The 18,640-nt window shown below is 66.6% G+C and carries 17 protein-coding genes, 2 tRNA genes and 1 pseudogene; 2 read left to right on the top strand and 18 right to left on the bottom strand.

Annotated elements, in window-relative coordinates:
* Positions 1–4: 4 nt before the first annotated feature.
* The 8 genes and pseudogenes from deoC to ACZZ93_RS00290 form a co-directional block, all read right to left on the bottom strand.
* Positions 5–1,005 (bottom strand): annotated as a pseudogene (gene deoC / locus ACZZ93_RS00325) (deoxyribose-phosphate aldolase).
* Positions 1,002–1,517, bottom strand: a complete 516-nt coding sequence (locus tag ACZZ93_RS00320) for a sugar-binding domain-containing protein (protein ID WP_463510249.1) — start codon at positions 1,515–1,517, stop codon at positions 1,002–1,004. Before ACZZ93_RS00320 ends, deoC begins: the two are co-directional and overlap by 4 nt.
* The gene (locus ACZZ93_RS00315; protein WP_463510248.1) at positions 1,514–1,936 is read right to left on the bottom strand and encodes a sugar-binding domain-containing protein; all 423 of its coding nucleotides are present in this window, start codon (positions 1,934–1,936) and stop codon (positions 1,514–1,516) included. The genes ACZZ93_RS00320 and ACZZ93_RS00315 overlap by 4 nt, the downstream gene beginning before the upstream one ends.
* A gap of 157 nt (positions 1,937–2,093) precedes the next feature.
* A complete protein-coding gene (locus ACZZ93_RS00310; RefSeq protein ID WP_042540774.1) occupies positions 2,094–2,735 on the bottom strand; it encodes an ATP-dependent Clp protease proteolytic subunit in 642 nt (213 codons plus the stop codon).
* 20 nt (positions 2,736–2,755) lie between these two features.
* A complete protein-coding gene (locus ACZZ93_RS00305; protein ID WP_053096644.1) occupies positions 2,756–3,352 on the bottom strand; it encodes an ATP-dependent Clp protease proteolytic subunit in 597 nt (198 codons plus the stop codon).
* A gap of 81 nt (positions 3,353–3,433) precedes the next feature.
* The gene (locus tag ACZZ93_RS00300) at positions 3,434–3,943 is read right to left on the bottom strand and encodes a tetratricopeptide repeat protein (RefSeq protein ID WP_315985294.1); all 510 of its coding nucleotides are present in this window, start codon (positions 3,941–3,943) and stop codon (positions 3,434–3,436) included.
* 67 nt (positions 3,944–4,010) lie between these two features.
* A complete protein-coding gene (gene tig, locus ACZZ93_RS00295; protein ID WP_056278929.1) occupies positions 4,011–5,531 on the bottom strand; it encodes a trigger factor in 1,521 nt (506 codons plus the stop codon).
* 62 nt (positions 5,532–5,593) lie between these two features.
* Positions 5,594–5,667: transfer RNA gene (locus ACZZ93_RS00290), tRNA-Pro, on the bottom strand.
* 109 nt (positions 5,668–5,776) lie between these two features.
* Here ACZZ93_RS00290 and ACZZ93_RS00285 point away from each other — a divergent pair.
* Together ACZZ93_RS00285 and ACZZ93_RS00280 are read left to right on the top strand one after the other, a co-directional pair.
* Positions 5,777–5,850, top strand: a tRNA-Gly gene (locus tag ACZZ93_RS00285).
* Between the two features lie 110 nt (positions 5,851–5,960).
* Positions 5,961–7,160, top strand: coding sequence for a hypothetical protein (locus ACZZ93_RS00280; RefSeq protein ID WP_463510247.1), 1,200 nt, complete (start codon positions 5,961–5,963; stop codon positions 7,158–7,160).
* 73 nt (positions 7,161–7,233) lie between these two features.
* Here the strand turns inward: ACZZ93_RS00280 and ACZZ93_RS00275 are convergent, their stop codons facing one another.
* The 10 genes from ACZZ93_RS00275 to uvrA form a co-directional block, all read right to left on the bottom strand.
* Entirely contained in the window at positions 7,234–7,587 is a 354-nt protein-coding gene (locus tag ACZZ93_RS00275) for an RNA polymerase-binding protein RbpA (protein WP_042540778.1), read from the bottom strand.
* Positions 7,587–7,835 carry a preprotein translocase subunit SecG gene (gene secG, locus ACZZ93_RS00270; protein ID WP_053096652.1) on the bottom strand — a complete coding sequence of 83 codons (249 nt, stop codon included), beginning with the start codon at positions 7,833–7,835 and terminating at the stop codon, positions 7,587–7,589. The genes ACZZ93_RS00275 and secG overlap by 1 nt, the downstream gene beginning before the upstream one ends.
* Before the next feature lie 81 nt (positions 7,836–7,916).
* Complete coding sequence (gene tpiA / locus ACZZ93_RS00265; protein ID WP_463510246.1) at positions 7,917–8,708, bottom strand: triose-phosphate isomerase; 792 nt, start codon at positions 8,706–8,708, stop codon at positions 7,917–7,919.
* Positions 8,699–9,913, bottom strand: coding sequence for a phosphoglycerate kinase (locus ACZZ93_RS00260; protein ID WP_187249801.1), 1,215 nt, complete (start codon positions 9,911–9,913; stop codon positions 8,699–8,701). Before ACZZ93_RS00260 ends, tpiA begins: the two co-directional genes overlap by 10 nt.
* Before the next feature lie 10 nt (positions 9,914–9,923).
* Positions 9,924–10,934, bottom strand: a complete 1,011-nt coding sequence (gene gap, locus ACZZ93_RS00255; protein ID WP_053096657.1) for a type I glyceraldehyde-3-phosphate dehydrogenase — start codon at positions 10,932–10,934, stop codon at positions 9,924–9,926.
* Positions 10,935–11,048: 114 nt separating this feature from the next.
* Positions 11,049–11,675 carry a superoxide dismutase gene (locus ACZZ93_RS00250; RefSeq protein WP_042540783.1) on the bottom strand — a complete coding sequence of 209 codons (627 nt, stop codon included), beginning with the start codon at positions 11,673–11,675 and terminating at the stop codon, positions 11,049–11,051.
* A 187-nt stretch (positions 11,676–11,862) separates the two neighbouring features.
* A complete protein-coding gene (gene whiA, locus ACZZ93_RS00245) occupies positions 11,863–12,840 on the bottom strand; it encodes a DNA-binding protein WhiA (RefSeq protein WP_285363332.1) in 978 nt (325 codons plus the stop codon).
* A 68-nt stretch (positions 12,841–12,908) separates the two neighbouring features.
* On the bottom strand, positions 12,909–13,781 hold the full coding sequence (rapZ, locus tag ACZZ93_RS00240) for an RNase adapter RapZ (RefSeq protein WP_053096659.1): 873 nt from the start codon (positions 13,779–13,781) through the stop codon (positions 12,909–12,911).
* A 30-nt stretch (positions 13,782–13,811) separates the two neighbouring features.
* Positions 13,812–15,725, bottom strand: coding sequence for an excinuclease ABC subunit UvrC (gene uvrC / locus ACZZ93_RS00235; protein WP_463510245.1), 1,914 nt, complete (start codon positions 15,723–15,725; stop codon positions 13,812–13,814).
* The gene (uvrA, locus tag ACZZ93_RS00230) at positions 15,725–18,613 is read right to left on the bottom strand and encodes an excinuclease ABC subunit UvrA (protein ID WP_463510244.1); all 2,889 of its coding nucleotides are present in this window, start codon (positions 18,611–18,613) and stop codon (positions 15,725–15,727) included. Before uvrA ends, uvrC begins: the two co-directional genes overlap by 1 nt.
* Between the last annotated feature and the right edge of the window lie 27 nt (positions 18,614–18,640).

Genomic DNA, 18,640 nt, shown 5'->3' with positions numbered 1-18,640 from the left:
GCTCCTAGTCGATCGTGACGTAGTCGGGGCCGGAGTAGTGGCCGGTGGTGAGCTTCTGGCGCTGCAGCAGCACGTCGTTCAGCAGGCTCGAGGCGCCGAAGCGGAACAGGTGCGGCTGGAGCCATTCCTCCCCCACGGTCTCGGCGACCGTCACGAGGTACTTCACCGCATCCTTCGACGCGCGGATCCCGCCGGCGGGCTTGACGCCGATGCGCTCTCCCGTACCCCGGTGCCAGTCGCGCACTGTCTCGAGCATGAGCAGCGTCGTCGGCAGCGTCGCCGCCGGCTGCACCTTCCCGGTGGAGGTCTTGATGAAGTCGCCACCGGCGAGGATGCCGAGCCACGATGCGCGCTTGATGTTGTCGTAGGTGTTGAGCTCGCCGGTCTCGAGGATCACCTTGAGCGAGGCGTATGAACCGTCGGCACGACGGCATGCCTCTTTCACCTGGGCGATCTGGTCGTACACGAGTCCGTATCGGCCCGAGAGGAACGCTCCTCGGTCGATGACCATGTCGATCTCGTCGGCGCCGGCCGCGACCGCTTCGGCGGTGTCGGCCAGCTTGATGGCCAGCGAGGAACGTCCGCTGGGGAACGCGGTGGCGACCGCGGCGACCGAGATGAGTCCGTCATCCGGATCGCCGTGCAGAGCGCCGAGCGCCTCGACCGCGTCGCCGACCATGGCGCCGTACACGCAGACGGCGGCGACCCGGGGGTCGTCGGGTCGGCGGCATCCGGATTCTTCGCCTTGGCGACCAGCGAGCGCACCTTACCGGGGGTGTCGGAGCCTTCGAGGGTGGTGAGGTCGATCAGCTTGATGATCGTGTCGAGTGCCCAGGCCTTCGACGTGGTCTTGATCGAACGCGTGCCGAGTGCGGCCGCGCGCTGCTCCAGGCCGACGGCGTCGACACCCGGGAGTCCGTGCAGGAACCGGCGGAGCGTGGCGTCATCCGGCTCACCGCCGAGAACGTCCACCGCCGATCTGCGGCTGAGTTCTTGGGTCGTCATCGTTCCTCCAACAATGCTCGTGCTGTGGTCTCATCTGTCACCAGAACGCTGCACAGGCCGCTGGTCACGACTGTGCGCGCGATGTCATGCTTGGCGTCACCGGCGGTGACGAAGATCGAGCGCTTCGCGGCGCGCAGGCGCCCGAGGTCGACTCCGACCGTCCGGGCGTCGAGCTGCGGGTCGACGATGTTGCCGTCGGCGTCGATGTACCGCCCGAGGACGTCGCCTACGGCACCACGGCGCGCGAGCTCTTCGACATCGGATGCCGAGAGGTAGCCGTTCTCGACATGCGCGGAGGTCGCATCGCAGGGCCCCGCGGTGAACAGGAACGCCTGCGCTTCGGCCGCTTCGACGAGGACGGCCGCGACGGTGCGGTCGGCTTCGATCGCCTGCTTGGTCTCAACACGTTCGAGGATCGCCGGGCTCGGCAGGAGGGACACGTGTCCGGATGCACGCTGGGCGATGGTGACGGCGAGGCCCGCGGCTCCACCCGAACGGTGGTTGAGGCTCACTCCCCGTTGAGCTGCACGACGGTGACGCCGGTCGCCCATCCTTCGGGCAGCGACTCTGCGACGGCGCGCAGCGTACGCCCCCAGCTGACGCCGAGCGTGCGGGGCACCGGCCGCATCGCAGTGAGGTAGTCGGCCGCGGCCTGGGCGACCCGCTCGAGGGTCCCGTCATCGCCGTCCGGGGAGGGAACGACGACGGCAGCCGTGAGGCCATGGCGTTCGACGAGCTGGCGCTCGAGTCCGAGTCGGCGCGCACGCGGGTGCACGATCTCGATGCGGACGATGCCACGCTCTCTGGCCTGTGTGAGAAGGCGCCCCACCTTCCAGCGGGACAGCTTGAGGAGGGCGCCGATCTCGTCCTGCGTCTTGTCCTCGTCGTAGTACAGCTCGGCGACGCGGACCATGATCAGTTCTTCTTCCATGGCATCCTCCTTCCGTCTCCAGCATACGTCCGCGGCTCCGTTCGCGCACCCTGATGCTCATATGAGCAATCACGCTTCCAGTGGTCGCACATTCGCCGGAGACGACGAAAGGACGCCGACCCTGAAGGGCCGACGTCCTCTCACCATGGAGATGCGATCACATGCGCTTGCGCGAGGTGAGCACCTGGTCGACGATGCCGTAGTCCAGCGCCTCAGCGGCGGACAGGATCTTGTCACGGTCGATGTCGCGGTTGACCTGCTCGACCGACTTGCCCGTGTGACGAGCCATGGTCTCCTCGAGCCAGGTGCGCATGCGCAGGATCTCGGCCGCCTGGATCTCGATGTCGGATGCCTGGCCGTGCCCCGCCTCGCCCATCGCCGGCTGGTGCATGAGCACACGGGCGTTGGGCAGAGCCAGGCGCTTGCCGGGGTGACCGCCTGCGAGCAGCACCGATGCGGCCGAAGCCGCCTGGCCGAGCACCACGGTCTGGATCTGCGGCGCGACGTACTGCATCGTGTCGTAGATCGCCGTCATCGCGGTGAACGAACCACCGGGCGAGTTGATGTACATGGTGATGTCACGCTCGGAATCCTGGCTCTCGAGAACGAGCAGCTGCGCCATCACGTCGTCGGCCGACGCATCGTCGACCTGGACGCCGAGGAAGATCACTCGATCTTCGAACAGCTTGTTGTAGGGGTCCTGGCGCTTGAAGCCGTATGCCGTGCGCTCCTCGAACTGAGGAAGCACGTAGCGGCTGGAGGGCAGATCGCCGGCAGAGCGGAAGGTGGGTGCGTACATGAGAGTCCTTTCGCTTTCCGTTACTTGATGTCCTGGTCGGTTCCGCCGCCACCGATGACGTCGGTGGCCGAGTCGCGGATGTGATCGACGAAGCCGTACTCGAGCGCCTCGTCGGCGGTGAACCAGCGGTCGCGGTCACCGTCTTCGTTGATCTGCTCGACCGACTTGCCGGTCTGCGCCGCGGTGATCTCGGCGAGGCGGTTCTTCATCGAGGTGATCAGCTGCGCCTGCGTCTGGATGTCGCTCGACGTTCCGCCGAAGCCACCGTGCGGCTGGTGCAGCAGCACGCGGGCGTTGGGCGTGATGTAGCGCTTGCCCTTCGTGCCCGCGGTCAGCAGCAGCTGACCCATCGATGCGGCCATGCCGATGCCCACGGTGACGATGTCGTTCGGGACGAACTGCATCGTGTCGTAGATCGCCATGCCCGCGGTGATCGATCCACCGGGCGAGTTGATGTAGAGGTAGATGTCCTTCTCGGAGTCCTCTGCGGCGAGAAGGAGGATCTTCGCGCAGATCTCGTTCGCATTGTCGTCGCGCACCTCCGATCCCAGCCAGATGATGCGGTCTTTCAACAGTCGGTCGAAGACGCTCGTAGCGAGGAGGGGTTCTGCAGCCATGTCAGCTCCTGATTCCGTGTTTCAGTGATTCGAATCTACCGGCGACAACGCAGCGCTCAGGCCGTGTTCGCCGTCGGCATATCAGGCGTCGAGTTCCGCGATCTCGTGTGCGTACGCGGTCATCGAGCGGTGGTACCGCGGCAGGTGCGGCACGAGTGCGAGGAGAGCGACCGACAGGCCCCGCGCCGGGCGTCCGGAACTCGCCAGGATCAGCGCGTGGACCGTCGCCACGGCATCCCGGTAGGGGCCGTCCGCCGAGAGCTCCTCCTCCGCACGGATGACGGCGAGGGCATCGTCGTACTCGCCCAGATTGCGCAGTGAACTCGCCAGCTGGATCACGCACTGCGGGCGGTGCTCGTCGTCGAGACCCAGTGCGAGCGCACGCCGGTAGAGTTCGACTGCCTCGGCGGGGCGGCCGGCCGAATCACGTGCCCCGGCGCGCTCGAACTCCGCGCGGGCGTCATCGACGCCGCGCTCGGCGGCCAGTGCGTCGATCCGGGCGATCGTCTGGTCTCCGACCTCTTCGCCGGACGCGTCGTCCCACACCTCGTCGATGCGTTCGTCCCAGGTCTTCATGGTCTCCTCGTTCATCTGCTCTCCCCGCTGACGCGAAAGGGGCGGATGCCGCAGCATCCGCCCCTCATGAGATCGTGTCCGATCACTCCGCCTTGTCGGCAGCCTTCTTGGCCGGAGCCTTCTTGGCTGCGGGCTTCTTCGCGGCCGGCTTCTCAGCGGCCTCCGCGTCGTCGGCCTTCTTCGCGGGCGCCTTCTTCGCAGCGGGCTTCTTCGCGGCCGGCTTCTCAGCGGCGTCGGCGTCGTCGGCCTTCTTCGCGGCAGCCTTCTTCGCGGGAGCCTTCTTGGCCGGCTTCTCGTCGGCAGCCGTCTCGGACTCGGCCTCGTCGTCGGTCACGACGAAGTCGGACAGGTCGACGGGCTTGCCGTTCGTGTCGACGACCTTGACCTTGCCCAGGGCGATCGCGAGGGCCTTGTTGCGGGCGACCTCTCCGACGAGCGCCGGAAGCTGGTTCGACGACTGCAGAGCCTCGACGAACTCCTGGGGAGCCATGCCGTACTGCGAGGCGGACTGGATGAGGTACTGCGAGAGCTCCTCCTGCGAGACCTGCACGTCAGCCTGCTCAGCGATCGTGTCGAGCAGAACCTGCGTGCGGAACTGCTTCTCGCTGGCCTCGGTGACCTCGGCGCGGTGCACGTCGTCCTCGAGGCGGTTCTCACCCTCGAGGTGGTTGTGCACCTCGTCCTCGATGAGCTTCGGCGGCACGGGGATCTCGATCTGCTCGAGCAGCGTCTCGACGAGCTTGTCGCGAGCCGCGGAGCCCTGCGTGAAGACGCCCTGCTGCGAGACGCGCTCGGCGAGGCTCGCGCGGAGCTCGGCGATCGTGTCGAACTCGCTCGCGATCTGCGCGAAGTCGTCATCGGCCTCGGGGAGCTCGCGCTCCTTGACCGCCTTGACGGTGACGGAGACCTCCGCCTCGGAGCCGGCGTGGTCGCCGCCCACGAGCGCAGAGCGGAACGTGGTGTCCTCACCGGCGGTGAGGGATTCGATCGCGTCGTCGATGCCCTCGAGCAGCTCACCCGAGCCGACCTCGTAGGAGACGCCCTCGGCGCGGTCGATCTCCGCACCGTCGATCGTGGCGACCAGGTCGAGCTCGACGAAGTCGCCCTTCGCGGCGGGACGGTCGACGGGAACGAGCGTTCCGAAGCGCGCGCGCAGGTTCTCGAGCTCTGCGTCGAGCGCGGCGTCATCGGCCTCGACGGCGTCGACCGTCAGGGTGATGCCGTCGAATGCCGGGACCTCGATCTCGGGACGCACGTCCACCTCGATGTCGACCAGGAGGTCGCCCGAGAAGTCCTTCTCGTTCGGCCACTGGGTGATGTCGGCGGCCGGACGTCCGACGACGCGGAGCTTGTGCTCGACGGTCGCGTCGCGGAAGAACTTGTCGAGGCCCTCGTTGACCGCGTGCTCGATGACCGCGCCACGACCGATGCGCTGATCGATGATCGGAGCGGGGACCTTGCCCTTGCGGAAGCCGGGGATCTGGACGTCCTGAGCGATGTGCTCGTAGGCGTGCGCGATGCTGGGCTTGAGGTCGTCAGGGGTGACCGTGATGCTGAGCTTGACCCGGGTCGGGGTCAGCTTCTCGACGGTGCTGTTCGCCATTCTGGTGTGCTCTCCTTGTGATTTCCGCGCTGAATCGCGGCTGTCAGGCCGTTGAAGCCATGTCGGGGCGACAGGAGTTGAACCTGCGACCTCCCGCTCCCAAAGCGGGCGCTCTACCAAACTGAGCTACGCCCCGGGGAATCCGCATGCAGATTCAGCCCCACCGAGTCTAACGGACACGAGCACCTCCGTCAGTCCGCTATGATCGATGAGTCGGCACAGTCCTCCCGGATGCAGCTGACAACGGGGCTGTAGCTTAGTGGTAAAGCCTCTGTCTTCCAAACAGATGATGCGAGTTCGATTCTCGTCAGCCCCTCCACTCGAGAAGGCCCCCGCGATGCGGGGGCGCTTCTCGTCCCCGGGGTTCTCGCACCGGACGGCTCACTGATTAGAGTCATCATGAGCCGGTTCCCCACGGAGGTCCCCCGCATGACTGCATCCGTCGACGTGGCCACCTCCCCGCCGGAGGCCACGCACTCCCCGCACTTCGCCAGCACCGACGGCGCAGCACCGAATCGCCGAGGACGGCGCATCGGGTTCATGCTGGGCGCTGCGGGAGTCCTGGTCGCGGCGGCCGTCGGCGTGCTCCAGGTCACCGCCAACCTCGGATACGACGGAGCACGCGCCGAGTTCGACGCAGCAGCGGCCTCGGCTCGCGACAGCGCGACGACGGTCCAGCAGGAGCTCGACACGCTCACGTCCGTCATCGATGTCGCTGATCTGCTGAAGACGGCCGATACCGGCGTTCTCACTGTGCCCTCCGCGAGGGACGCGCTCACGACGGCGTCGACGGATGCCGAAGAAGCCGCCGGTCCGGCGGAGGAACTGCTCACCGAACCGCTGGCTTCGGCGGATTCCAAGCCGTCGGCGTTCTGGGAGCTCTTCGCAGCATCCGATCAGCTCGCCGTCGACGCCGGCGACCTGGACGAGCTGGCTGCCGACCTCGACGCGGCGACACCTGCGATGACCGCCGCCAGTGCCGAAGTGACCGAGGCCGGCGTGGCCCTCCTGCGCTCGGCGGCCGACGCAGCCCCGGCTTTCGAGTCGGCACACCTCTCGGCCAAGAACGACGCCGTCATCGCCCTGCGCGATGCGGCGTCGCGAGTACCCGACACCATGCTCCTCGATGTGACGGCGGTCGAATCACTGGTGTCCATGCAGGACGCCGCAGGACAGGTCGTGGCGACCGAACAGGCCGAACTCGCCGAGAAGGCGGGACCTCTGCAGGGCGATCGCCTCGAGATCGAGGCGTTCGCCCGGTCGCTCGCACCCGGGGTGCTGCTCGAGTTCGACTGGAACCAGATCGTCAACAACGCCGGTTCCAACGGCAGCATGGGAGGCCTCACGACCTGGTGGTGGGACGATCCCGACCGCGCCGCCATCGAGCTGTCGAACTCGGTCGCCGAGCAGTGGCCGGCGGACCGGAGCAAGGCTCTCATCGCCCACGAGGTCGGCCACGCGATCAGCGTGAAGTGCGAGGACCTGTACGACTCGTCGACGCAGGACAGCATCGAGAAGTGGGCCACGGCGTGGGCGATCAGCATGGGCTTCACCGACGATGCCAACGGCGTCTGGGCGTACGGCTACCCACCTCAGTCCTACATCGACGCCGCGTACGGGTGCCGCTGAGCACGTCCGGCTGGTACGAGAGAAGCCGCCGCGATCGGATCGCGGCGGCTTCTGTCAGGAGATCAGATCGAGGTCACTGACCCCGACGCTCACGCAGCTGGGTGAGCGCATCTTCGAGAAGCTGGACGGCTTCTGCGTCGGTGCGACGCTCCTTCACATACGCGAGATGCGTCTTGTAGGGCTCCGGCTTCGCGAGGGCAGGCGGGTTGGCCTTGTCGCGACCCGCCGGAAGACCGGACTGCGGGTGGTCGATCGTCTCGGGGATCTCCTCTTCAGGGAGCCCCGCGGCGAAGTAGCGGACCGTCTCGTTGCCGAGACCGTCCCAGTACGAGACCGCGATGCGGTCGGCGTGGTAGCCGTGGTCCTGCTCGCCCATGGGGCCGGAACCCACTCGGGTCCCTCGGATCGCGTTGCCGCCGGTAGCCATCAGATCACCTCGAACTTCGTGATGAGACCGAGCGCCACGATCGACACGAACCACGCCAGAGCGAGGATGACCGTGAAGCGATTGAGATTGCGCTCAGCGAGACCCGACGAGCCGACAGCTGACGTCATGCCTCCACCGAACATGTCGGAGAGGCCGCCACCGCGACCCTTGTGGAGGAGGATGAGGAGAGTCAGCAGGACGCTGGTTATGCCCAGCACCACCTGCAGGACGAACTCGAGAATTTCCACGAGGAAGAGCCTTTCGCTGGGGCAGGATTGCCCCGGTAACGGTCAAGTATACGGTGCGGCGGGGCCGGAGCCCCGCCACACTCACACGCCGACGTGCTTCTCGAAGCGGATGATCGCCGCGAACTCGTCGACCACGAGGCTCGCGCCTCCGACGAGTGCGCCATCGACATCAGGCTCGCGCATGAAGCTGGCGATGTTGGCCGCCTTGACCGATCCGCCGTACAGGATCCGGGTGCGCGCCGCAGCGTCGTCACCGAGAACCTTGGCGATCACCGTGCGCAGCGCAGCGCAGACATCCTGCGCCTGCTGCGGCGTCGCTGCCTGCCCGGAGCCGATGGCCCAGACCGGCTCGTACGCCACGACGATGTCCGCATCCTTCGACAGACCCTGGAGAGCGGCCTCGAGCTGCCCCGCGGGCACTGCGCTGGCCCCGAACTTCTCGAGGTCCTCAGCCGTCTCCCCGACGCAGATGACGGGCGACAGACCGTGCTTCAGCGCGGCCTTCGTCTTGGCCGCGACGACGTCATCGGACTCCGCGTGGTATTCACGGCGCTCCGAGTGACCGATGATCACGTACTTCGCATCGAGCTTCGCCAGGAAGGCTCCCGAGATCTCGCCGGAGTAGGCGCCGGAGTCGTGAGCCGAGAGGTCCTGCGCGCCGAGGGCGAACGGGATCTTGTCGGCGTCGATGAGCGTCTGCACGCTGCGGATGTCGGTGAAGGGCGGGAAGACCGCAACCTCGACCGAGCCGTCCTCGTGCTTGGCGTCCTTGAGCGTCCAGTGCAGCTTCTGCACGAAGGCGACCGCCTGCAGGTGGTCGAGATTCATCTTCCAGTTTCCCGCGATCAGCGGGGTACGGGTGTTCACACCCATCCGAGCACCTCCAGGCCGGGTAGTTTCTTGCCCTCGAGGAACTCGAGGCTTGCGCCGCCGCCGGTCGAGATGTGACCGAACTGGTCGTCGGTGAAGCCGAGCTGACGCACGGCCGCGGCCGAGTCTCCGCCGCCTACGACGCTGAGGCCGTCGACCTCGGTGAGCGCCTGCGCAACGGCCTTGGTGCCGCCGGCGAAGGCCGGGAACTCGAACACGCCCATCGGGCCGTTCCAGAACACCGTCTTCGACCCACGGATGACCTCCGCGAACCGCGCAGCCGTCTCCGGGCCGATGTCCAGGCCGATGCCGGAGGAGCCGAACGCGGTGCTCTCGATGGCGTCGGCGGCGGTGACCTCGTGCTCCGCATCAGCGGAGAACGAGGATGCGACGACGACATCGGTCGGGAGCACCAGCTCCACACCGCGCTTCTCGGCCTCGGCGATGTAGCCGCGGACCGTCTCGAGCTGGTCCTCTTCGAGGAGGCTGGACGCCACCGCGTGGCCCTGCGCCTTCAGGAAGGTGAACAGCATGCCGCCGCCCACGAGGATGCGATCCACGCGCGGCAGCAGGTGCGAGATGACTCCGAGCTTGTCGCTGACCTTCGACCCGCCGAGGACGACCGCGTACGGGCGCTCGGGGTTCTCGGTGAGACGGTCGAGCACGTCCAGCTCGGCTGCGATGAGTAGACCGGCGGCCGACGGCAGCAGCTCGGCGAGGTCGTAGACGCTCGCCTGCTTGCGGTGCACGACACCGAAGCCGTCGGAGACGAGGACGTCTCCGAGCTCTGCCAGCTGAGCCGCGAAGGCGCCGCGCTCGGCGTCGTCCTTCGAGGTCTCCCCCGGGTTGAACCGCAGGTTCTCGATGACGACGATGCCGCCGTCCTCGAGCGAGGCCACGGCCTCCTGCGCCGACTCGCCGACGGTGTCGCGAGCGAACGCCACCGGCTTGCCGAGCAGCTCGGACAGCCGCTGGGCGACCGGCGCGAGACTGTACTGCGGGTCGGGCGCACCGTCGGGGCGGCCGAGGTGCGAGCACACGATGACGCGGGCGCCCGCGTTGATCAGTGCGTTGAGGGTAGGCAACGAGGCGCGGACACGGCCATCGTCCGTGATGATCCCATCCCGCAGGGGGACGTTGAGATCACAACGGACGATGACGCGCTTGCCCTCGAGCGAACCCAGTGAATCCAGGGTGCGCAGAGTCATGGGAGATGTCTCAGAGACGCTCTGCCACGTACTCGGTCAGGTCGACGAGACGGTTGGAGTAACCCCACTCGTTGTCGTACCAGCTGGAGACCTTGACCAGGTTGCCGCTGACGTTGGTCAGCGTGGCGTCGAAGATCGACGAGTGCGGGTTGTGCACGATGTCGCTCGACACGATCTGGTCTTCGTTGTACTGCAGGAAACCGGCGAGGCGTCCGTCGGCAGCAGCCTTCTTGTACGCCTCGTTGACCTCTTCGACCGTGAGGTTCTCGCGGTCGGTGATCAGCGTGAGGTCGACGATCGAGCCGGTGGGAACCGGAACGCGGTACGACGAGCCGCTCAGCTTGCCCTGGAGCTCGGGCAGAACCTCGCCGATCGCCTTCGCGGCACCGGTCGACGCCGGGGTGATGTTGATCGCTGCGGCGCGTGCGCGACGCAGGTCGCTGTGCGGACCGTCCTGCAGGTTCTGGTCTGCCGTGTAGGCGTGAGCCGTCATCATGAAGCCACGGTCGATGCCGAAGGCGTCGTTGAAGACCTGTGCCAGCGGGGCGAGGCAGTTGGTCGTGCAGGAGGCGTTGGAGATGATGTGATCCGTCTCCGGGTTGTACGTGTCCTCGTTCACGCCCATGACGAACGTGCCGTCGACGCCGGTGCCGGGAGCCGAGATGAGGACCTTCTTGGCCCCTGCCTCGATGTGCTTCTTGGCCAGCTCGGCCTTGGTGAAGAAGCCGGTCGACTCGATGACGATGTCGACGCCCAGCTCGCCCCACGGGAGGCCGGCGGGGTCGCGCTCGGCGAACGCCTTGATGGCCTTGCCGTTGACCGTGATGCTCTCGTCGTCGTAGCTGATGTCAGCATCGAGGACGCCGCCCACGGAGTCGTACTTCAGAAGGTGGGCAAGGGTCTTGTTGTCGGTGAGGTCGTTGACAGCGACGATCTCGATGTCCGCTCCCTGCGCGAGAGCCGCGCGGAAGTAGTTGCGTCCGATACGGCCGAAGCCGTTGATACCGATCTTGACAGACACTCAGGTCTCCCTGTTTCTCGTGCGCTGTGCGCAGCAATCGTGCGTGCGCGGTGCGCGGGGGTTTTGGCTGAGATGGCGTCCCGACGAGACTTGGCCCGTCGGGACGCGACCCGATTACGACAGTACCAGCAGGCCGTTCGTCTTCTCGCGGGCGACCTCGAAGCGCTGGGCGACGTTCTCCCAGTTGGCGATGTTCCACGCGGCCTTCACGTAGTCGGCCTTGACGTTGAGGTAGTCGAGGTAGAAGGCGTGCTCCCACATGTCGAGCTGGAACAGCGGCACGGTGCCCTGTGCCGTGTTCGACTGCTGGTCGAACAGCTGCTGGATGATCAGGCGCTGGCCGATCGAGTCCCAGCTGAGGACGGACCATCCGGAGCCCTGGATTCCGAGGGCGTTCGCGGTGAAGTGCGCCTGGAACTTCTCGAAGGAACCGAAGAACTCGTCGATGGCTGCCTTGAGCTCGCCCTCGGGCTGTCCGCCGCCGGTCGGCGAGAGGTTGGTCCAGAAGATGGAGTGGTTGACGTGACCGCCGAGGTTGAACGCAAGGTCCTTCTCGAGCTTGTTCACGTTCGCCAGGTTGCCGCTGTCGCGCGCCTCGGCGAGCTGCTCGAGGGCGGTGTTGGCGCCGGCGACGTAGGTCGCGTGATGCTTGTCATGGTGCAGCTCCATGATCTTGCCGCTGATGTGCGGCTCGAGGGCTGCGAAGTCGTAGGGAAGGTCGGGGAGCGTGTAGGTCGCCATGTCGCTTTCATCCAATCCGCGCCGCGCCGCGGCGCTTGCCGATCCTCTGCGCCGCCGATGTGCGACGTAGAGCGGACGTAACTCATCCTAGTGACGACAACGCGTCGCCGACCCTGATCCTTCCCCCATATGACGAAGCGAGGCGACCCCTTGACAGGGATCGCCTCGCTGATGTCGTTCGCTGTGGTCAGACGTCGAGACCCGCGGGCACGGCTGCTTCCGTTCCCGGGATGCCCTCCTGCTGGGCACGCTTGTCCGCCATCGCCAGAAGACGGCGGATGCGGCCGGCGACGGCGTCCTTGGTCATGGGCGGATCGGCGTGGTGGCCCAGCTCGTCGAGGCTCGCGTCGCGGTGCGCGAGACGCAGCTCGCCCGCGATCTTGAGGTGGTCGGGCACCTCGTCGGCGAGGATCTCCAGAGCCCGCTCGACGCGCGCGCAGGCGGCGACGGCGGCCTGCGCGGAGCGACGGAGGTTGGCATCGTCGAAGTTGACGAGACGGTTGACGCCCGCACGCACCTCGCGACGCTGGCGCATCTCCTCCCAGGCGACCGCGGTCTTCTGAGCACCCATCTCGCTGAGGATGGTGCGGATCGCCTCGCCCTCACGCACGACGACGCGCGGCATGCCTCTCACCTCGCGCGCCTTGGCGGCGACACCCAGGCGATGCGCCGCGCCCACGAGTGCCATGGCGGCCTCGGATGACGGGCAGGCGACCTCGAGCATGGCCGATCGGCCGGGTTCGCTCAGCGTTCCCGCGGCGAGGAACGCACCCCGCCAGAGACCGGCCACTTCAGCGCGAGAGCCAGTGGTGAGACGGTTGGGGAGTCCGCGGACCGGACGCCGACGCTGGTCGAGCAGACCGGTCTGGCGTGCGAGGGTCTCCCCCGAGGCGATGACCCGGACAGCCCATCGCGCGCCGTCATTCGCCGTGCTCGACTGCACCTGTGCGATCTCCGGTCGGACTCCGTAGATCTCGGCGAGGTCGCGCGCGACACGCTGCGCGAGGATCTCGGCATCCACCTCCGCCTCGACGGCGACCCGCCCGGCGATGGAGTGCAGTCCGCCGGCGAACCGGAGGATCGAGGTGACCTCCGCGACACGCACCGTCGGGGGTGCATTACGGATGCTGACCAGCTCAGCCTTGACGTCGGTCGTTAGTGCCACGACACTCCTCTACGCTCACGCGCCGGATCGCGGCGCAAACCTCCAGCCTACTCTGACGGAGGCTCTTGCTATTCCCTGCCGAGGTCCCGGTGACGCACGTTGACGGCCACTCCCGGCACGGAGGCGAGCCGACGGGCCAGCTCCTCCGCCATGGCCACGGAGCGGTGCTTTCCGCCGGTGCAGCCGATCGCGACGGTCGAATGGCTCTTGTTCTCGCGCTGATACCCCTCGAGCACCGGAGTGAGTGCCGCCGAATACGAATCGAGGAACTCGGCGGCGCCCTCGCGTGACAGCACGTAGTCCCTGACGGACTCGTCCTGACCGGTCAGGCCCCGCAGCTCTTCGTTCCAGAACGGGTTCGGGAGGAAGCGCATATCCGCGACCAGGTCGACGTCGGTCGGGAGACCGTACTTGAAACCGAAGCTCATGAGCGTCACACGATGCCTCGCTGCGCCCGCTTCCGAGAAGAGGTCGGAGACCTGGGTGGCGAGCTGATGGATGTTGAGTGCGGAGGTGTCGACCACGAGATCGGCCGATTCGCGGATCGGCGCCAGTCGCTGGCGCTCGACGCGGATGCCGTCGAGCAGAGTGCCGTCCCCCTGCAGCGGGTGGGGTCGGCGAACCGCCTCGAACCGACGCACGAGCACATCGTCCGACGCGTCCAGGAACAGCACGCGGACGGAACCACGCGATCTCAGCGCCCTCGCGACGCCCGGGAAGTCGTCGAAGAGGTTGCGCCCGCGAACGTCGACCACCGCTGCGACCTTCGGCAGAGCGTCACCGCCCATGTCCGTGAGGTCGAGCAGCGGTCGGAGGATCTGCGGCGGCAGGTTGTCGACCACGTACCAGCCGAGGTCCTCGAGTGCGTTGGCTACCGTCGTGCGCCCTGCGCCCGACATGCCCGTGACGATGAGGAACTCGCCTTTGTCCCCGTCAGTCATGGTTACTCCTTCTCCCCCGCTGGCTCCAGCCTAGCGAGTGGAGAGATGCGTATGGATGTTCTGTGCGAGGACAGGACCGATCCCCTGCACCTCCTGGATCGCCTCCAGAGGCGCGGAGCGCAGCGCGGTGACGGAGCCGAAGTGCTTCAGGAGGACCTTGATCCTCGAGGAGCCGAGGCCTGGCACCTCGGCCAGGATCGATGTGATGTCATTCTTGCGTCGTTTGCGCTGGTGCGTGATCGCGAACCGGTGGGCCTCGTCTCTCAGCCGCTGCAGCAGGTAGAGCGACTCGCTGGTGCGCGGCAGGATCACCGGGAAGTCCTCCCCCGGGAGCCAGATCTCCTCGAGCCGTTTGGCGATGCCGCACACGGCGATCTCGGTGTGCCCGGCGTCTCGCAGTGCACGTGCCGCCGCTTCGACCTGGGGCTGTCCACCGTCGACCAGCAGCAGCTGAGGCGGATAGGCGAAGCGCGGTTTGCGCTTGACCTCCACGACGACGTCCTCGGACTCGTCTCCCGCCTCCACGGGGACCGCTGCGGATGCGGGCTCATCGATCTCTTCCGGACGATCGAGGTAGGCGAGTCGACGACGCAGCACCTGGTACATCGAGTCCGTATCGTCGGTGGTCTCGGCGATGTTGAACGACCGGTACTGGTCTTTGCGGGGAAGTCCGTCTTCGAAGACCACCATCGAGGCGACGACGTTCGTGCCACCGAGGTGCGAGATGTCGAAGCACTCGATGCGAAGCGGCGCCTCCGACATCCCCAACGCCTCCTGCAGATCGGTCAGAGCCTGGGTTCGTGCGACGTAGTCGCTCGTACGACGGGTCTTGTACCTGATCAGGGCCTGCTGCGCGTTGAGGGTCGCCGTGCGCATGAGATCAGCGCGTTGCCCCCGTTGGGCGATGGCGATCTCGACCTTCTTGCCTCGCCGCTCGCGCAGCCAGACCTCGAGCTCGGCCGCGTCGTCGGGAAGGGTCGGCACGATGATCCGCCGGGGCACATCCTGCGCATCGCCGTACGCGCGCTGCAGCACCTGGTCGACGAGATCGGCTGTCGAGATGTCGATCTCCTTCTCGATTGTCATCGCGCGAACACCGCGGACGCGCCCGCCGCGGATCACGAAGTGCTGCACGGCGGCAGCCAGCTCGTCTTCCGCGATGCCGAAGAGGTCGGCATCCTCGTCGGTCGCGAGCACGAGCGCGCTCTTGCCGAGCACGGCCTCGATCGCGGTGAGCTTGTCACGGTATCTGGCGGCGGCCTCGTATTCCATCGCGGCCGACGCCGCCAGCATCCGCTTGGTCAGCTCTCGGGTGAAGCGCTCATCGCCGCCCGCCATGAAGGCGACGAAGTCATCGACCATGGCACGGTGCTCCTCGATCGTCACCGTCATCGAGCACGGCCCGCCGCACTTGCCGATCTGCCCGGGAAAGCACGGCCGGCCGGTCTGCATCGCGCGTTTGTAGCTGGAGTCGCTGCAGGTGCGGATCGGGAATGCCTTGACCATCAGGTCGATCGTCTCGTGCACCGCCCAGACCTTGGGATAGGGACCGAAATAGCGGGCACCGGGAATCTTGCGGTTCCTGGTCACGATCACGCGCGGCGCCTCATCACCCAGGGTCACGGCCATGAACGGGTAGGACTTGTCGTCCTTGTAGCGGACGTTGAAGGGCGGATCGAACTCCTTGATCCACATGTACTCCAGCTGCAGCGAGTCCACGTCCGTCGAGACGACGGTCCACTCGACGGACGACGCCGTGGTGACCATGCGCCGCGTGCGTTCGTGGAGCGTGCGCAGCGGAGCGAAGTAGTTCGACAGTCGCTGGCGCAGGTTCTTGGCCTTGCCGACGTATAGCACGCGTCCATCAGCATCGCGGAAGCGGTACACGCCGGGGTTGGTGGGGATCTCACCAGCCCGCGGCTTGTACGGCAGGACGTCGGCCATCAGCTGGCCTTCCGCGCAGAGCGCCCCTCACCCAGGATCTCGGCGAGGAACTGACCCGTGTGGCTGTCCTCGACTCGCGCGATCTGCTCGGGAGTGCCGGTCGCCAGGATCTCGCCGCCGCCCGAGCCGCCCTCGGGCCCGAGGTCGATCACCCAGTCCGCGGACTTGATCACATCGAGGTTGTGCTCGATGACGATCACCGTGTTGCCCTTGTCGACGAGTCCGTTCAGTACCTCGAGGAGCTTGCGCACGTCTTCGAAGTGCAGACCGGTGGTCGGCTCGTCGAGGACGTAGATGCTGCGACCGTTGCTGCGCCGCTGGAGCTCGGTGGCCAACTTGACGCGCTGAGCCTCGCCGCCGGAGAGAGTCGTCGCCGACTGACCGAGGCGCACATACCCGAGCCCGACGTCGACGAGGGTCTTCATGTAGCGGTGGATCGCCTGAATGGGCTCGAAGAACTCGGCCGCTTCCGCGATCGGCATCTCGAGGACCTCGGCGATGTTCTTGCCCTTGTAGTGCACCGACAGCGTGTCGCGGTTGTAGCGCTTGCCGTGGCAGACCTCGCAGTCGACGTACACGTCGGGCAGGAAGTTCATCTCGATCTTGATCGTGCCGTCGCCCGAGCACGCCTCGCAGCGACCGCCCTTGACGTTGAAGCTGAATCGCCCTGGCTGATAGCCACGGACCTTCGCCTCGGGGGTCTCGCTGAACAGCGAGCGGATGCGGTCGAACACGCCGGTGTAGGTGGCCGGGTTGGACCGCGGCGTGCGGCCGATCGGTGCCTGATCGACGTGCACGACCTTGTCGAGGTTGTCGAGCCCTGACACACGCGTGTGCTTTCCGGGAACCGTGCGGGCGCCGTTGAGCCGCGAGGCCAGCACCTGGTACAGGATGTCGTTGACGAGCGACGACTTGCCCGAACCCGACACGCCGGTCACCGCCGTGAGAACGCCCAGCGGGAAGTTCACGCTGACGTTCTTGAGGTTGTTCTCGCGGGCGCCGACCACGCTCAGCATGCGTTTCTTGTCGAGCTTGCGACGCTTCGCCGGAGTGGGGATCTCGCGCGCACCCGAGAGGTATTCGCCCGTCATCGAGTTCGGCTCGTTGAACAGAGCCGAATACGGACCGGAATGCACGACCTCTCCACCGTTCACGCCGGCACCCGGTCCGATGTCGACGACCCAGTCAGCGGCTTCGATCGTCTCTTCGTCGTGCTCGACGACGATGAGCGTGTTCCCGAGGTCGCGAAGTTTCAGAAGGGTGTCGATCAGACGACGGTTGTCACGCTGGTGCAGACCGATCGACGGCTCGTCGAGGACGTAGAGGACGCCGGTGAGCCCGGAGCCGATCTGCGTCGCCAGCCGGATGCGCTGCGCTTCTCCACCGGAGAGCGACCCGGCGGACCGGCTGAGGTTGAGGTAGGAGAGCCCGACCTGCAGGAGGAAGTCGAGTCGCAGGCGGATCTCACGCAGCACCTGAGCCGCGATCTTCGCCTCACGATCGGTGAGGGTGAGGGTCTCCATGAACGACCGCGCGTCGGCAAGGCTCAGGTGCGACACCTCGGCGATCGAATGCCCGTGCACCTGCACCGCGAGCACCTCGGGCTTGAGTCGGTTGCCGTCGCACACCGGGCAGGGGACCTCGCGGAGGTACTCGCCCCAGCGCGAGCGCTGCGTGTCGGACTCGGCCTGGGCGTACTGCCGCTCGATGTACGGCACGACGCCTTCGAACCCCGATGCATAGCGCATCTCGCGCCCATAGCGGTTCTTGAACTTGACGGTGACCTTGTAGTTGTCGCCGCGCAGGATCGCGTCCTGAACGTCGACGCGCAGATCCTGCCACGGGGTGTCGAGAGAGAAGTTGAGGTCGTCAGCCAATCCCTCGAGCAGCCGCTCGTAGTACTGGAAGAGCCCCTTGCCCTGGGTGGTCCACGGGATGATCGCGCCCTCGCGGATGGAGAGCTCCTCGTCGCCGAGCATCAGGTCGATGTCGACGGACATGCGGGTGCCGAGACCCGAGCAGGCCGGACAGGCACCGAAGGGCGCGTTGAACGAGAACGTGCGCGGTTCGATCTCGGTGAGGGTGAGCGCGTGGCCGTTCGGGCAGGCGAGCTTTTCGGAGAAGGACTGCCACGCGTCGTCGCCCTCTGCGTCGACGTAGTTGATCTGCACCACGCCGCCGGCGAGCCCGAGCGCGGTCTCGACCGAGTCCGTGACTCGACCGAGGATGTCGTCTGCCGCGACGAGGCGGTCGACGACGACGGCGATGTCATGCTTGTAGCTCTTCTTGAGCGTGGGCGGCTCGGCGAGCTGGATGAGGTCGCCGTCGACGATCGCGCGCGAATAGCCCTTGGCCCCCAGCTCGCGGAACAGGTCGACGAACTCGCCCTTCTTCTGCGAGACGATGGGTGCGACGATCTGGTAGCGGGTGCGCTCGGGCAGCTCCATGAGCTGGTCGGCGATCTGCTGGACGGTCTGACGTTGGATGCGCGCACCGCACTCGGGGCAGTGCGGAATCCCGATCCGCGCCCACAGCAGACGCATGTAGTCGTAGATCTCGGTGATGGTTCCGACCGTGGACCGCGGGTTGCGGTTGGTCGACTTCTGGTCGATCGACACCGCAGGGCTGAGGCCCTCGATGAAGTCGACGTCCGGTCGGTCGACCTGACCGAGGAACTGACGCGCGTAGGCGCTCAGCGACTCGACGTAGCGACGCTGTCCTTCAGCGAAGATCGTGTCGAAGGCCAGACTGGACTTTCCCGATCCGGACAGGCCGGTGAACACGACGAGGGAGTCGCGTGGGATGTCGATGTCGACGTTCTTGAGATTGTGTACGCGGGCACCGCGGACACTGAGTTTTCCTGGGGTTGCAACCGGGACGATAGGCACTGATCAAGTCTACGAGTGGCCACCGAC

The sequence above is a fragment of the Microbacterium sp. AC026 genome (assembly GCF_979258475.1).
Note: the sequence above shows the minus strand (reverse complement) of the source record. Positions and strands in the feature narration are given on the sequence as shown.

What these genes read in the sequence shown, in the direction of transcription:
- ACZZ93_RS00315 (WP_463510248.1), bottom strand. Translation starts at nt 1,936, where the DNA reads ATGGAAGAAGAACTGATCATGGTCCGCGTCGCCGAGCTGTACTACGAC.
- ACZZ93_RS00310 (WP_042540774.1), bottom strand. Translation starts at nt 2,735, where the DNA reads ATGTACGCACCCACCTTCCGCTCTGCCGGCGATCTGCCCTCCAGCCGC.
- ACZZ93_RS00305 (WP_053096644.1), bottom strand. Translation starts at nt 3,352, where the DNA reads ATGGCTGCAGAACCCCTCCTCGCTACGAGCGTCTTCGACCGACTGTTG.
- ACZZ93_RS00300 (WP_315985294.1), bottom strand. Translation starts at nt 3,943, where the DNA reads ATGAACGAGGAGACCATGAAGACCTGGGACGAACGCATCGACGAGGTG.
- tig (WP_056278929.1), bottom strand. Translation starts at nt 5,531, where the DNA reads ATGGCGAACAGCACCGTCGAGAAGCTGACCCCGACCCGGGTCAAGCTC.
- ACZZ93_RS00280 (WP_463510247.1), top strand. Translation starts at nt 5,961, where the DNA reads ATGACTGCATCCGTCGACGTGGCCACCTCCCCGCCGGAGGCCACGCAC.
- ACZZ93_RS00275 (WP_042540778.1), bottom strand. Translation starts at nt 7,587, where the DNA reads ATGGCTACCGGCGGCAACGCGATCCGAGGGACCCGAGTGGGTTCCGGC.
- tpiA (WP_463510246.1), bottom strand. Translation starts at nt 8,708, where the DNA reads ATGGGTGTGAACACCCGTACCCCGCTGATCGCGGGAAACTGGAAGATG.
- ACZZ93_RS00260 (WP_187249801.1), bottom strand. Translation starts at nt 9,913, where the DNA reads ATGACTCTGCGCACCCTGGATTCACTGGGTTCGCTCGAGGGCAAGCGC.
- ACZZ93_RS00250 (WP_042540783.1), bottom strand. Translation starts at nt 11,675, where the DNA reads ATGGCGACCTACACGCTCCCCGACCTTCCCTACGACTTCGCAGCCCTC.
- rapZ (WP_053096659.1), bottom strand. Translation starts at nt 13,781, where the DNA reads ATGACTGACGGGGACAAAGGCGAGTTCCTCATCGTCACGGGCATGTCG.
- uvrC (WP_463510245.1), bottom strand. Translation starts at nt 15,725, where the DNA reads ATGGCCGACGTCCTGCCGTACAAGCCGCGGGCTGGTGAGATCCCCACC.